Annotated in this window: 13 protein-coding genes; 10 read left to right on the top strand and 3 right to left on the bottom strand. The window is 70.1% G+C overall.

Annotated features, from left to right (window positions below):
• Positions 1-141: 141 nt before the first annotated feature.
• Genes R2J75_RS04400 through R2J75_RS04390 form a run of 3 tightly spaced genes read left to right on the top strand, consistent with a single transcriptional unit; the run spans position 142 to position 2694 of the window.
• The gene (locus tag R2J75_RS04400) at positions 142-366 is read left to right on the top strand and encodes a FeoA family protein (RefSeq protein WP_243329392.1); all 225 of its coding nucleotides are present in this window, start codon (positions 142-144) and stop codon (positions 364-366) included.
• Positions 363-2528 (top strand): ferrous iron transport protein B, encoded by a 2166-nt coding sequence (gene feoB / locus R2J75_RS04395; RefSeq protein ID WP_316411151.1) that lies wholly within the window; start codon positions 363-365, stop codon positions 2526-2528. The genes R2J75_RS04400 and feoB overlap by 4 nt, the downstream gene beginning before the upstream one ends.
• A 7-nt stretch (positions 2529-2535) precedes the next feature.
• On the top strand, positions 2536-2694 hold the full coding sequence (locus R2J75_RS04390) for a hypothetical protein (protein WP_243329389.1): 159 nt from the start codon (positions 2536-2538) through the stop codon (positions 2692-2694).
• Between the two features lie 6 nt (positions 2695-2700).
• Here R2J75_RS04390 and R2J75_RS04385 read toward each other — a convergent pair whose 3' ends face one another.
• The gene (locus tag R2J75_RS04385) at positions 2701-3522 is read right to left on the bottom strand and encodes a GspE/PulE/PilB domain-containing protein (RefSeq protein ID WP_243346639.1); all 822 of its coding nucleotides are present in this window, start codon (positions 3520-3522) and stop codon (positions 2701-2703) included.
• Positions 3523-3653: 131 nt separating this feature from the next.
• Between R2J75_RS04385 and R2J75_RS04380 the strand changes: the two genes are divergently transcribed.
• From R2J75_RS04380 to R2J75_RS04370, 3 genes are all read left to right on the top strand, one after another.
• The gene (locus R2J75_RS04380; protein WP_316411150.1) at positions 3654-4238 is read left to right on the top strand and encodes a hypothetical protein; all 585 of its coding nucleotides are present in this window, start codon (positions 3654-3656) and stop codon (positions 4236-4238) included.
• Complete coding sequence (locus R2J75_RS04375; protein WP_316411149.1) at positions 4235-5092, top strand: TIGR02757 family protein; 858 nt, start codon at positions 4235-4237, stop codon at positions 5090-5092. Before R2J75_RS04380 ends, R2J75_RS04375 begins: the two co-directional genes overlap by 4 nt.
• 89 nt (positions 5093-5181) lie before the next feature.
• The gene (locus R2J75_RS04370) at positions 5182-6369 is read left to right on the top strand and encodes an acetate/propionate family kinase (RefSeq protein ID WP_243329382.1); all 1188 of its coding nucleotides are present in this window, start codon (positions 5182-5184) and stop codon (positions 6367-6369) included.
• 55 nt (positions 6370-6424) lie between these two features.
• Here R2J75_RS04370 and R2J75_RS04365 read toward each other — a convergent pair whose 3' ends face one another.
• Complete coding sequence (locus tag R2J75_RS04365; RefSeq protein ID WP_316411148.1) at positions 6425-6973, bottom strand: metal-dependent hydrolase; 549 nt, start codon at positions 6971-6973, stop codon at positions 6425-6427.
• 53 nt (positions 6974-7026) lie between these two features.
• The gene (locus R2J75_RS04360) at positions 7027-8166 is read right to left on the bottom strand and encodes a hypothetical protein (protein ID WP_243329378.1); all 1140 of its coding nucleotides are present in this window, start codon (positions 8164-8166) and stop codon (positions 7027-7029) included.
• 227 nt (positions 8167-8393) lie between these two features.
• Between R2J75_RS04360 and R2J75_RS04355 the strand changes: the two genes are divergently transcribed.
• The 4 genes from R2J75_RS04355 to R2J75_RS04340 are packed head-to-tail and all read left to right on the top strand — an operon-like array spanning position 8394 to position 12857.
• Positions 8394-9608 (top strand): efflux RND transporter periplasmic adaptor subunit, encoded by a 1215-nt coding sequence (locus tag R2J75_RS04355; protein ID WP_243329376.1) that lies wholly within the window; start codon positions 8394-8396, stop codon positions 9606-9608.
• Positions 9609-9626: 18 nt separating this feature from the next.
• On the top strand, positions 9627-10310 hold the full coding sequence (locus tag R2J75_RS04350) for an ABC transporter ATP-binding protein (RefSeq protein WP_243329374.1): 684 nt from the start codon (positions 9627-9629) through the stop codon (positions 10308-10310).
• The gene (locus R2J75_RS04345; RefSeq protein WP_243329372.1) at positions 10307-11557 is read left to right on the top strand and encodes an ABC transporter permease; all 1251 of its coding nucleotides are present in this window, start codon (positions 10307-10309) and stop codon (positions 11555-11557) included. The genes R2J75_RS04350 and R2J75_RS04345 overlap by 4 nt, the downstream gene beginning before the upstream one ends.
• Complete coding sequence (locus tag R2J75_RS04340; RefSeq protein ID WP_243329371.1) at positions 11550-12857, top strand: ABC transporter permease; 1308 nt, start codon at positions 11550-11552, stop codon at positions 12855-12857. Before R2J75_RS04345 ends, R2J75_RS04340 begins: the two co-directional genes overlap by 8 nt.
• The last annotated feature ends 100 nt before the right edge of the window (positions 12858-12957 follow it).

Here is a 12957-nt window from a genome sequence, read left to right as displayed (position 1 = left end):
CACGGGGGCTTGGTGGCATTGTAGCAAGGGCTTGGCGCAGGCTTGTGATAAGTGTCTCAGTATTCATGCTTGTTTCAGCAAGCGCATGCTCTATCCTGGAAGGACGGAGTTGAGATCATGTCTCATGTTCACGCGCGACCCTTGAGCGACCTCCAACCGGGGGAGGAGGCGATCGTCGCCCAGGTGCTCGCCACGGGCCGGATCCGCCACCGCCTGCTGGAGATGGGCTTCATCCGGGGCGCCCGGCTGAAGGTGGAGAAGCTCGCGCCCATGGGCGATCCCATGGAGCTCGTGATCAAGGGCTACCACCTCTCCCTGCGCCGCGAAGAGGGCCAGTGCATCCTCGTGGAAGGGGGCGGGCAGTGACGGTCCTGGCGCTCGCCGGCAATCCCAATTGCGGCAAGACGACGATTTTCAATGCGCTGACCGGGTCCCGGCACCACGTGGGGAACTGGCCCGGCGTCACGGTCGAGCGCCGGAGCGGCACCTACGAGGACGAGGGGACCACCGTGGAGGTGGTGGACCTGCCCGGCACGTACTCCCTGGCCGCCCGGTCAGAGGATGAGCGCATCGCCAGCCAGTTCCTCTCCGACCCCTCCATCGACGTCATCGTCAATGTCCTCGACGCCTCCAACCTGGAGCGCAACCTCTACCTGACGACCCAGCTCCTGGAACTGGGCCGGCCCGTGGTCTTCGTCCTCAACATGATGGACGACGCCGAAGCCGCCGGCATGAAGATCGATGTGGCGACCTTCGAGCGCCTCCTGGGCGGTCCCGTGGTTCCCACCGTGGGCAACCGGGAGGAGGGCATCCAGGCCCTGCGGGAGGCCGTGCGGAAGGCGGCCGCGCCGGGCGGCCCCCCGTTGGCCACCGTCAACTATGGCCACGACCTGGAGGACGAGATCCGGAAGCTCGCCCGGGAGATCGAGCGGGACGAGGCCCTGGCCCAGGCCCATCCCTCCCGCCGCCTGGCGCTCATGATCCTGGAATCGGTGCCCCATGCCGAGGAGGCCGTCGAGAAGAGCCACGCCCGCAAGGCCATCCAGGCCCAGGCCGCGGCCAGCGCCGCCTTCCTGGAAGCCCACCTGGGCGCCGACACCGGGACCCTGGTCGCCGAGGGCCGCTACGGGTTCGCCCATGGCCTCGTGGAAGAGGTGGTCCATCACACGGGCCAGCGGCAGCGGGACATCACCGGCCGCCTGGACGCCTTCCTCACCCACCGCTGGCTGGGCATCCCCATCTTCATCGCCATCATGATCGCCGTGTACACGGTCACCTTCGTGGTGGGCAAGATCCCCCAGGACTGGATCGCCGCCGGTTTCGCCTGGCTCCATGACGCGGCCGCCGCCAAGCTCCCCGCCGGGGAGCTCTCCAGCCTCCTGGTGGACGGCATCATCCCCGGCGTGGGGGCCGTCATCGTGTTCGTGCCCGTGATCATGCTCCTCATGGGCTGCATCGCCTTCCTGGAGGACACGGGCTACATGGCGCGGGCCGCCTTCATCATGGACCGCCTGATGCATCTCATGGGCCTCCACGGCAAGAGCTTCATCCCCCTGGTGATGGGCACCGGCTGCAACGTCCCCGCGGTCCAGGCCACCCGCACCATCGAGTCCCGCGAGGACCGCTTCATCACCATCCTCGTGGCGCCCCTGGTGAGCTGCTCGGCCCGGCTCCAGATCTACATCGTCATCGCCGGCACCTTCTTCAAGCCCGTCGCGGCCGCCTTCGTCATCCTGGGCATGCACTTCCTGGGCTTCTTCCTGGCCATGGGCATGGGCAAGCTCCTGCGCCTGACCCTCTTCAAGGGGGAGAACGCCCCCTTCGTCATGGAGCTGCCGCCCTACCGCCTCCCGGTGCTGAAGAGCACGCTCATCCACATGTGGGAGAAGGGCAGCGTCTTCCTGAACCGGGCCGGGACGGTCATCCTCGCGGGCGCCACCCTCGTGTGGTTCCTCTCCCACTACCCGGGCATCGCCAACGCCGAATGGCGCGCGGACCTGCGCCACCAGCAGGCCGTCATCACCTCCTCCGCCATGCCCCAGGCCGAGAAGGAGGCCGCCCTCGCCCAGCTGGAGCTGGCCCACGAGAGCCGCGTCGTCAACACCAGCCTCGCCGCGCGGTTCGGCAAGGTCATGCAGCCCACCCTGGCCCCCATCCTGGACCCCTACCGGACGCGGCCCGAGGCCTGGAAGGACACCGTCGCCCTCACCGCCGGCTTCGTGGCCAAGGAGATCGTCGTCAGCACGATGGCGGTCATCCACCAGGCCAGGACCGACGACGGCGAGGCGAAGGGCCCCGGCGCCCTGCAGGAGGCCCTCCGCACCCGGTCCGGCCTCACCCCCCTCACCGCCCTGGCCTTCATGGTCTTCACCCTCATCTACACCCCCTGCCTGGGCACGGTGGGGATGATCTACAAGGAGACCCGCAGCTTCCGGTGGGCGGGCTTCACCATCGTCTACGGCTCCGTCCTGGCCTGGGTCACGGCCTGGCTCACCGTGGTCGCCGGACACTTCCTCGGCTTCGTGTGAGGCGCCCATGACCGTCCAGCTCGCCCTCGTCCTCGCCACCGCCACCCTGGCCGCCGCCTACCTCGTGCGCAGCCTCCTGCGCGCCTCCTGCGCCTCCGGCTGCGGCTCCTGCGGGTCCAGGGAATGCCCCGCCCGCAAGCTCCAGCGGATCGCGGACAAGCGATAGGGCCCGCTACCGGGAGGGGTCGGAGATCTCGCCGGTTTCCACGAGGTTGATGATCAGGCGCTGGATCTCGTCCGAACCGAGGATGCCGCGGCGCTGCAGGTTCCGGATCAGGCCCAGGACCAGCGCCCGGGTGCCGTAGTTCTCGATGGGCGGCACCACCTGGGACGCCGCGGACCGGGCGGGGATGATCATGCCCTGGCTGTCGGTGGGCCTGGGCTCGGGGGGCGCCTCGGTGAAGAACTGGAAGGGGTTGGCCGGCTCCTCCTTGTAGGCGTTGCCGTCGAAGAAGGGATCCCGCTTGACCCAGGGGGAGGATGCCGTGATCGCCACCGGTTCGGGCAGGGCGTCGAAGTTGACCGGCAGCCCATCCTCGAGGGGGTCCTTGCCCACCTCGACGGTCACCCCGATGAGGCCGGATTCCAGCTTCCGGTACTGGTCGGCGATGGCGAGGCGGAGGGAGCTGTGGGAGGCCACCATGGGCTCGATGTTGAGGCCCGAGGCGAACCGCGCGCTGTCCACCGCGTTGAGGTCGGAGGGGTCCGCCATGGCCAGGACCAGGGACTTGGGCTCCTTGAAGGCCACCGGCAGGATGGTCATCTGTTCCGCCAGGCGCCGGGGGATCCGCTCCAGGACCGCCCCCGCGATCTCCAGGTTCTTCACGTCCAGGCGGGGAACCCCGGTCTGTACCGCGAGGAAGTCCATCAAGGATGCTTCGGTGATCATGCCCATGGCCACCAGGTTGCTCCCCATGCGGCCGCCGGCGGACTTCTGGTAGCGCAGCGCCTCCTGGAGCTGCGCGACGGTGATCAGCCCCGCCTCGACCAGCATTTCTCCCAATTTCTTAGGATGGGGCATAAAGAAAACGCCTTTCAGGGTAAGATCCGAGCAAAATCTCAGGGTGAAGTATAGTCCCGCTCAAGAGAAAGTTTACGTGCATGGAGAAAGAATCCGAATTGTTGATGAGGGCCGCGTTGCACGACCTGGCCAATGTGCTCGCCGGCGTACAGGGAGTTGCAGACCTCACCCCTGAGGGCGCCCCCCTGTCGCCGAGGAACCGGGCGCGCCTCGAGGCGGTGCTCGCCGAAGGCCAGGCCCTCCTGGGCCGCGCCCGCCATCTGGCCATGGGCACGCTGCCCGAGGGCGCCGCCGAACCCGGCGAGGACTGGCGGGCCCGCCTCGCGGGCGAGCTCCGGCCCATGGCCCTGCTCTACCGTGCGCCGGTGGAGGTGGAGGCCCTGCCCGGGCCCGGCCCCGACACCTGGCCCGGGGACCTGCTGCGCTCCTTCGCCCGGAGTGCCGCGCGCCAGCTCCTCCCCTACGCGCGGGAGGGCCTGCGCATCCAGACCCGCGCCGCCGAGGGCGCCTGGGAACTCCGCTTCACCCCGGCCCCGACCCTGCCGGAGGCCCTGCAGCCCGCCGGGGAGGTCCGGGCGGGCCAGCCCCTGGATATCAACGCCCGGTGGACCCAGCGGGTCGCCGGCGCCCTGGGCCTCACCCTGGTCCAGGACGGGGAAGGCCTCACCTGCCGGATTCCCCGGCCGTGACCCGCCGCCCCGCGCCGGCGCGGCTCCGTCCCCGGCTGGACCGCCTCCACGACCAGTACCAGGATCCCGGCGCCCTGGCCATGGACCCCCTGGCCGTCGCCCTCGCGTACCCCGGTGGCGCGGACCGGGAAGTGACCGCCTTCGTGGCGGCCCATCTGGCCTATGGCCGGGTGGCCCCCATGCTCCAGGCCATCCGCGCCGCCCTCGCGCCCCTGGGCCCGGCGCCGGCCGCCCAGCTCCGCGCCGTCCCGCCCGCCGAAACCGCGGCCCGGCTGGGCCGGGAACTGGGGGCCTGGACCTGGCGCTTCCACACCGGCGAGGACATGGCCCACTGGATCGCCGCCTGGGCGACCCTGGACCGGGAGAGCGGCGGGCGGGGACTGGAGCCCCACCTGGCGCCCGGCCCGGGCGAAGAAGCAGACGACCGACTTTCCGCCCTGGTGCAGCGCCTCCGGCGGGAACTGCCCCCCACCCGGGGCCTGCGCTTCAACCTGCCCGATCCCCGGGAGGGGGCCGCCTGCAAGCGCTGGCGCATGTTCCTCCGGTGGATGGTTCGGACCGGCTGGCCGGACCTGGGCCTGTGGACGGCCTACCCCCCGGGGGCCCTGGTGATCCCCCTGGACACCCATGTGGCCCGCATTTCCCGCTTCATCGGCCTGGGCACCCGGCGCACCCCGGACGGGGCCCTGGCGCAGGAGATCACCCGGACCCTCCGGGCCCTCTGCCCCGAGGACCCCCTCCGCTACGACTTCGCCCTGGCCCACCTGGGCATCCTGGGGGACTGCCCCGGGGTCCGGAGCCTCCCCGGGTGCGCCCGGTGCCCGCTCGTGGACCTCTGCCGGGCCAAGCGGTGATCTGGAGCATAAGTGGTCCTACCAGTGGGCCCGGCGCAGACCGAAACCGACTACACTGGACCAATCGTGAAAAATTGCAGGAGTCCACTGTGCTGATCCTCGTCCTCAACGCCGGTTCATCCTCCCTCAAGTTCAACCTTGTGGACATGAGCGAGGAGAAGACCCTCGCCGATGGCATCGCCGAGCGCATCGGTCTGTCCGAAGGCTTCATCCGGTGGACCATCCAGGGCGAGAAGGGCCGCCTCGAACTGGACATGGCCAACCACAAGGTGGCCCTCAGCGCCATCATGGACCAGCTGCGCGACACCGTCCTGCCTCCGGGCGCCGAGGTGGACGCGGTCGGTCACCGCGTGGCCCACGGCGGTCCCAACTTCGGCGATTCCGAAGTGATCACCCCCGCCGTCCTCAAGGAGATCGAGGACCTGGCCTTCTACGCCCCGCTGCACAATCCCCCGGCGGCTTCCGGCATCCGCACCGCCCAGGAGATCTTCCCCGGCGTGCCCCAGGTCGCCGTGTTCGACACGGCCTTCCACCACAGCATGCCGGACTACGCCTACACCTACGGCCTGCCCTACGAGCTGTGCCAGAAGCTGGGCCTGCGCCGCTACGGCTTCCACGGCACCAGCCACAAGTACGTGGCCGAGAAGACCGCCGAGCTCCTGGGCCGGCCCTTCGACGCCTGCAAGATCATCGTGTGCCACCTGGGCAACGGCAGCAGCATCACCGCCGTCCACAACGGCCGCAGCGTGGACACCTCCATGGGCCTGACCCCCCTCGAGGGCGTCGTCATGGGCACCCGCAGCGGCAACCTGGATCCGGGCGTCCTCACCACCGTCATGGAGCAGGAGCAGCTGGATGCCGCCGGCCTGTCGGCCCTCCTCAACAAGAAGTCCGGCCTGCTGGGCATCTCCGGCGTCTCCTCCGACTGCCGCGAGGTGGAGGAGGCCATGGGCAAGAACCGGCGCGCCCGGCTCGCCCACGAGGTCCTCTGCTACGGCGTCCTGAAGTATGTGGGCGCCTACGCCGCCGCCATGAACGGCGTGGACGCCATCGTCTTCACCGCCGGCATCGGCGAGAACTCCGCCGACCTGCGCGCCTGGGTCTGCGACCGGCTCACCTACCTGGGCGTCAAGCTGGACGCCGAGGCCAACAAGGTGCGCAGCAAGAGCGGCCGCTTCATCAGCACCCCCGATTCCCGCCTCCCCGTCGCGGTCATCCCGACCAACGAGGAGCTCATGATCGCCCGGGAAGCCCAGCGCCTCACCGCCAACGCCTGATCCCCGTCAGCCTTCGCCAGGACGGACGCCATCAACCGCCGGTGGCGTCCGTCCTTTATCCGTCGTCGCGGACGGCGCAGGACGCCTGCGCCCGCCGGGCCCGCAGGGTCCGGGTGGCCAGGAGCACGGCCATGGCGGGCAGGCCGATCACCAGCAGCTCGGTGCCCAAGGAAAAGAACAACCAGTCGGTCAGTCGCCCTGAAAGGGGGATCGGCGACACGAAGATGGGCTGCCAGGCCGATACGAAGTGGACGCTGGAAAAGGGCTCCAGGAAGGCGACCCCCCGCCCGCCGAAGGTGAAGGCGTCCAGGAGGCCGTGGGAGAAGGTGGCCACGGCCAGGCAGGCCCAGGCCCGGGGATGGCGCCACCGGACCCGGTTCCCCAGGGCCATGGCGAGGACGGTGAGCGCGCCGGCGGCCAGGAACGAATGGAAGAGGCCCCGGTGGGCCAGGCCGTAGCGGTCCTGGGGGTCCAGGAAGCCCGTGAACCAGTCCAGGTCCGGCGCCACGGCGCAGACGAGGGCCAGGGCGCGGGTCCGGCGGTCCGTCTCCCGCCCGGCGAAGGCCGAGCCCACCGCGAGGCCCGCGAGGGCATGTCCAAACACAGAGGGCAGAGCGGCTCCTTTCCCGGTCCTCCAGGGTACGCGAGGTGGGGGGATCAGTGGACCGCGAACACCACCTTGTCGTTGCGGAAGCGAGCGGGCGTCAGCAGGTCCACGGCGACCTCCCGCCGGTCGGGGGCGTAGGTCAACCGGTAGTGGACCCCCTCCACGCAGGAGCCGGGCACCACGTCCACGTCCTCGATGCGCCGCAGCCCCAGGTCCTCGGCCCGGAGGACGAGGCGCTGGGTCCGCCGGAGATCCAGGCGCTGGGTGAAAGCGGCGTCCGACCAGGCGATGCCCGCCCGGCCCCGGCCCAGGACGGGCAGCACGATGATCCCCGCCTGCTCCAGGTCGGTCCGGAGGCCCACCCGGTAATGGAGGGCGTTCAGGTCCCCGGCGTGGGCGGCCGCCTCAGCCTGGAGGTCGGCCTGTTCCTCCAACAGCTGCTCCCGCTGGAGGCGCAATTCGGAGACCTCCAGGTCCAGGGCCCGCTTCTGGGCCAGCAGGGCGGTGGCGGCCTGGTCGAGCCGGCCCCGCCGGGCCCGGGCGCTGTCCCGGGTGGCCCGGAGGGCCTCCAGGTCGTCGGAGGCGTTCAGGTCCCGGGGCGAGAGGGGCGACCCGCCCTGGGCCACCCAGGTGGCGTACTGGCCCCCGGCCAGGACGTGGTACACCTCGAAGCCCGGTGCCAGGCGGCCCAGGAGGGGCACCCCGGCCAGCAGGCGCCGGGCCTCGCCATCCGGGAGGCCGCGTCCCTTCAGGAAGCGCAGCGCCAGGCCGTGGTGGCTGTCGTGGGGGCCGGCGATGTCGGGCACGGGCAGGTCCCGCTTCAACTGCTCCAGGCGCGCGCCCAGGGTCCGGATCAGGCGGTCCTGGTCCAGGGCCTCCTGGAGCAGGGCCCGGCGGGACACATCCCGCTCCGCGTTGATGCGGGCTTGCAGGAAGCGGATCTGCTCAGGCGTGAAGGGGATGGCGTAGGGGCCGCCGGGCCCCGGCCGGTCCCGGCCCAGGCGTGGCAGCCGGAGGAGCTGCGCCCGCCAGGCCTCCCGCAGTTGCTGGGCGGCCTCGTCCGCCTCGGCGGCGCGCACGGTCATCTCCCCGATCCGGGGATCCTCCCGGCGGCAGGCGGACCCCATCAGCAGCCCGGCCAGGGCTGCCGCCAGGAGGCCCCGCCCCCGGTTCACACCCCTGCCGCTCACGCCCGGATCTCCACCGCTTCCCGCCTCCCGCCCCGGTCACCAGCTTAGCCGGTCCCGGTGGCCGGGGGCCGGCGTTCACCGGCCGGGGCCGGGCGTTCGCCGATCGCGGCGCGGGCTCCGCCGAATGCCGGCCCTCCATCCACCTAAACGGGCGGATCATGGACCCGTAGCCTCACCGACCTCTCAAGGACAATCGAGGACTGGATATTCGACAGACGGGGGAATCCATGAAAAAGATCTGGTGGATCGCAGGCGTCGTGGGGTTCGTCGCGGTGGGCGGACTGCTCATCGCCGCCAAGAGCACCCAGAAGCCCAAGGGCGGACAGGAACTCCCGTTCCGGCTCGGCAAGGTCCAGGCCGAGGACCTCCAGGTCAGCGTCCGCGAGGTGGGCGTCGTCGATCCCTTCGTGAAGGTCGACATCAAGTCCACCGTCTCCGGCCGGGTCCTCTCCTACAAGGTCCGCGAGGGGGACATGGTCTCCCAGGGCGAGGTGCTCGCCGAGGTCGAGCCCGACGTGAACCAGGCCCAGACCCTCTCCGACGTCCAGGGCAGCGTCTCCCAGGCGCGGGTCTCCTTCCAGAACGCCGACAAGGACTTCCGCCAGCAGGAGGCCCTCTACAAGGAAGGCCTCGTCTCCGACCAGGCCTTCCGCGCCGCCAAGGTCTCCCGCGACCTGGCCTCCGAGACGCTGAAGGCGGCCCAGACCCGCTACCAGATCGTCGAGGACCGCGGCATCCCCATCGCCGGCAACGCCTCCACCCAGCGGGCCAAGGTCATCAGCCCCATGTCGGGCATGATCATCAAGAAGGGCGTGGAGCTGGGCGACACCATCATGTCCGGCGTCAACAGCTTCAACTCCGGCACGGTGGTCTACACCGTGGCCGACCTCAAGAGCCTCATCATCAAGGTCAACGTCAACGAGGTGGACGTGGCCAAGGTCGCGGTGGGCCAGCCGGTCCGCATCACCCTGGACGCCTTCCCGCAGAAGACCTTCACGGGCAAGGTCCGCTTCGTCTCCCCCGCCGCCGAGCTGGTGGACAAGATCAAGGTGTTCAAGGTCGAGGTCAAGCTCGACGAGCTGAACGAGGCCTACCGCACCGGCATGAGCGCCAATGTCGAGATCCTCGGCGACAAGCGGGAGAAGGCGGTCAGCGTGCCGCTGGAGGCCCTGCAGCGCCGCGACGGCCAGACCGTGGTCTACCGCCTGAAGAAGGACGTCCCCCCCGAGAAGGTGGCCGCCGCCAAGGAAGGCCTCTCGGGCCGGTCCAAGTTCGTGTGGCTCTCCGACCACTGGAAGGACTACTTCGAGGTCGTCCCCGTCAAGGCCGGCATCGCCACCCTCGAGCGCGTGGAGATCGTCTCGGGCCTCGGCAAGGATGACCAGGTCAGCCTCGAGGATCCCACCCGCAAGAAGGTCGAGAAGGACGAAGACAACTTCTGACGCAGCCGGAGCAGGATCATGATCCCCGTCATCCAGACCACGAAGATCACCAAGGTCTTCGGCAGCAACGGCACGGCCGTCCACGCCCTGAACGGCATCGACCTCACCGTCGAGCCCGGCGAGTTCATCGCCCTCATCGGCCCCAGCGGCTCGGGCAAGTCCACCCTCATGGCCATCCTGGGCTGTCTCGACCGCCCCACGGCGGGCGAGTACGCCCTGGACGGCAAGCCCGTCCACGGCCTCTCCGGCTCGGACCTGGCCCGGATCCGGAACACCAAGATCGGCTTCGTGTTCCAGGCCTACAACCTCCTGCCCAAGGCCTCCGTCGTCCGCAACGTGGAGCTCCCCATGCTCTACGCCGGCGTCGGCCGGCGGGAGCGCCGCCAGCGCGCCCTCGAGCTCCTGGAGCGGGTGGGGCTGGCCGACAAGGCCACGAAGCTCCCCGGTGAGCTCAGCGGCGGCCAGAAGCAGCGCGTCTCCATCGCCCGGGCCCTGGCCAACCGCCCCACCATGCTCCTGGCCGACGAGCCCACCGGGGCCCTCGACTCCCACACCGGGGCCGAGATCCTGGACCTCTTCAAGGACCTCAACCGGCAGGGCAACACCGTCCTGCTCGTCACCCACGACCTGGGCATCGCCGCCATGGCCCAGCGCCGCGTCGAGATCAGGGACGGCCTCATCGCCAACGGAGGCGCCGAATGATCGTTTCCGGCGCATTCCGGGAGCGGCTGCTGGAGGCCTGGGCGGAGATCCGGGAGAACCTCGGCAGGTCCGTCCTCCAGGCGCTGGGCGTGATCCTGGGCGTGGCCTCGGTGCTGGGCGGGTTCTCCATCTCCGACAGCATGCGCGCCCAGAGCAGCCGCCTCTACGTCAAGCTCGGCGGCCTCGACAAGCTCAACATCCAGCCCAACGCCATCGTGAAGGACGGCCAGCCCACGGCCCTCCAGGCCGCGAACCTGGGCCTCCGCCACGCGGACGCGGAGGAGGGCGCCGACCTCGGCGCCAAGTCCGTGGCCGGCGTCGCGGTCCGCCGCATGGCCCGCGCCCGCACCCAGACCCCCACCGCCGACCAGGACCGCCAGATCACCGGCATCGGCGCGGATTTCATCCCCCTGGAGGGCTACGCCATCGCCCAGGGCCGGGCCTTCAGCGCCACCGAGCTGGAGCAGGGCGACCCAGTCGCCATCCTCGGCGCGGAGGCCGTCGAGACCTTCTTCCCGGACGGCGACGCCGTCGGGCGGGTGATCACCGTGGGCGGCAAGCCCCTCACGGTCGTGGGCACCTTCCAGGAGCGGGTCTTCCGGTTCCGGGAGGACCAGCACAACATCTTCCAGTGGCGGAACCGCATCATCGCCACCCCCGCCTCCTTCGTCCAGAAGCGGCTCCAGGGCGACCGCTACCAGCGCACGGACCGCGTCACCTTCCGCCTGCCCGAGATGGGCGCGATCCGGGCCTTCAGCCGGGACCTCACGAGCCTCCTCAAGGCCAACCACCGCCTGCAGGACGACTTCCGCCTCGACGACGTCTCGGCCCGCCTCCGGAAGCAGGAGAGCCAGGAGTCCGTCTACAACATCGTCTTCCTCCTCTCCGGCGTGCTCGCGCTGATCGGGGGCGGCATCGTCAACGTCAACATCCAGATGGCCTCCCTCAAGGAGCGCGTGCGCGAGGTCGGCGTGAAGATGGCCATCGGCGCCAGCGGCCTGGAGGTCTTCAAGACCTTCATGACCGAGGCCCTGCTCCTCACCGCCCTGGGCGCCGCCGCGGGCCTCACCGTCGGCATCGCCTTCTCCTGGACCATCACCTACAACCTCGGCGTGCCCCTCGCCATGAGCCCCTCCAGCTTCCTCTGGGCCATCATGCTGGCCGGCGTCTTCGGCTTCGCCTTCGCCCTCTACCCCGCCTGGAAGGCCAGCCGCCTTTCCCCCATGGAGGCCCTGCGCTATGAGTGAGCCCGTCCTCAGCCTCCTCGGCGAGGAGAACCGCGTCACGGCCGTTCCCGCCGTCCCCCGGACCGGCCTGCGCCACAGCCTCGCCCTGGCCCTCGAGGTGGTCTCCAGCGGCTTGACCGAGCTCTGGGCCCACAAGATGCGCAGCATCCTCACGCTGACCCTGCTGATGCTGGGCGTCTTCGCCCTCGTGGTGATGACCTCCGTGCTCGACGGCATCATGGACAAGATCTCGACCGGCTTCGCCGGCATGAGCTGGGACGGCACCGTGGTCATCCGGCAGAAGTCCCCGGAGACCTCCGAGGAGCAGAAGCGCTTCGCCATGAGCCCCGGCCTCCGCATGGAGGACGTGCCTCGCCTCACGGCCCCCTACCCTTCCGTGCTGGCCTTCATGCCCCGCGCCTCCAAGCAGGTCAGCGTCCGCGTCGCGGGCGGGACCGAGCGCATCTTCGTCACCGGCAACGTCCCGGACTGGATCCCCGTCATGAACCGGCGCATCGCCTCCGGCCGCGGCCTCACCGAGGACGACCAGAGGCGGCGCTCCACCGTGGCCGTCCTGGGCGCGAGCCTCGCCTCCAAGGTCCTGGGCGGAGCCGACCCGGTCGGGAAGGACATCCTCGTCGACGGCATCCCCTTCCGGGTGGTGGGCGTCCTCGCGCCGCTCATGATCTTCAACGAGGACACCTGGATGGACGCCAACGGCATGCTGGTGCCCCTCGAGGCCTACATGGACCGCCTCGACGCCACCCACAAGCTGAGCCAGCTCTCCGTGAAGCTGAAATCCAAGTCCGACCTCAAGGACGTGTCGGCCCTCCTCGTCGGGCGCGCCAAGCAGGCCCACCACGGCATCCGGGATGTGGAGATCGTGGACCTGGAGGCCGAGGCCGCCCGGAGCTGGCAGAACTTCATGAACCAGATGCACGGCTGGACCGTGGTGCTCCTCAGCCTGGCCGGCACCGTGCTCCTGGTGGGGGGGGTGGGCGTCCTCTCAGTCATGCTTATTTCATTCTCCGATCGCAGGTACGAGATCGGCCTCCGGAAGGCCCTCGGCGCCACCGACAAGGAGATCTTCGTCCAGTTCCTCCTGGAGGCCGCGGTGCTGGCCGCCCTGGGCGCCCTGGCCGGGACCCTGGCGGGAGCCGGGCTCTGCAAGGCCCTGGGCGCCAACTTCCCCTACGGCCTCGTGGTCAACCCCTATGGACTGATCATGGCCTGGGTGGTGGCCCTCGCCCTCTCCCTCGTCTTCGGCCTCTATCCCGCCTTCCGCGCCATGCGCCTGAGTCCCATGGAGGCCATGCGGTGATCCGCAGGTCCCCCTGCATTTCCGAGCAATTCAGCTTGGCCCCGGCCCACCTGCGGCGCTAAACTTGATGATTGGGCCAAGGTGAGGCCCTGAAGGAGTC

The organism is Mesoterricola sediminis, from assembly GCF_030295425.1.
Lineage (GTDB): Bacteria > Acidobacteriota > Holophagae > Holophagales > Holophagaceae > Mesoterricola > Mesoterricola sediminis.
This window is presented reverse-complemented; position numbering and strand designations above follow the sequence as displayed.

Excerpts from the sequence above, each read along its gene's own strand:
- R2J75_RS04345 (WP_243329372.1), top strand. The coding sequence starts at position 10,307 with ATGATCGTTTCCGGCGCATTCCGGGAGCGGCTGCTGGAGGCCTGGGCG.
- R2J75_RS04385 (WP_243346639.1), bottom strand. The coding sequence starts at position 3,522 with ATGCTGGTCGAGGCGGGGCTGATCACCGTCGCGCAGCTCCAGGAGGCG.
- R2J75_RS04390 (WP_243329389.1), top strand. The coding sequence starts at position 2,536 with ATGACCGTCCAGCTCGCCCTCGTCCTCGCCACCGCCACCCTGGCCGCC.
- R2J75_RS04355 (WP_243329376.1), top strand. The coding sequence starts at position 8,394 with ATGAAAAAGATCTGGTGGATCGCAGGCGTCGTGGGGTTCGTCGCGGTG.
- R2J75_RS04380 (WP_316411150.1), top strand. The coding sequence starts at position 3,654 with ATGAGGGCCGCGTTGCACGACCTGGCCAATGTGCTCGCCGGCGTACAG.
- R2J75_RS04340 (WP_243329371.1), top strand. The coding sequence starts at position 11,550 with ATGAGTGAGCCCGTCCTCAGCCTCCTCGGCGAGGAGAACCGCGTCACG.
- R2J75_RS04350 (WP_243329374.1), top strand. The coding sequence starts at position 9,627 with ATGATCCCCGTCATCCAGACCACGAAGATCACCAAGGTCTTCGGCAGC.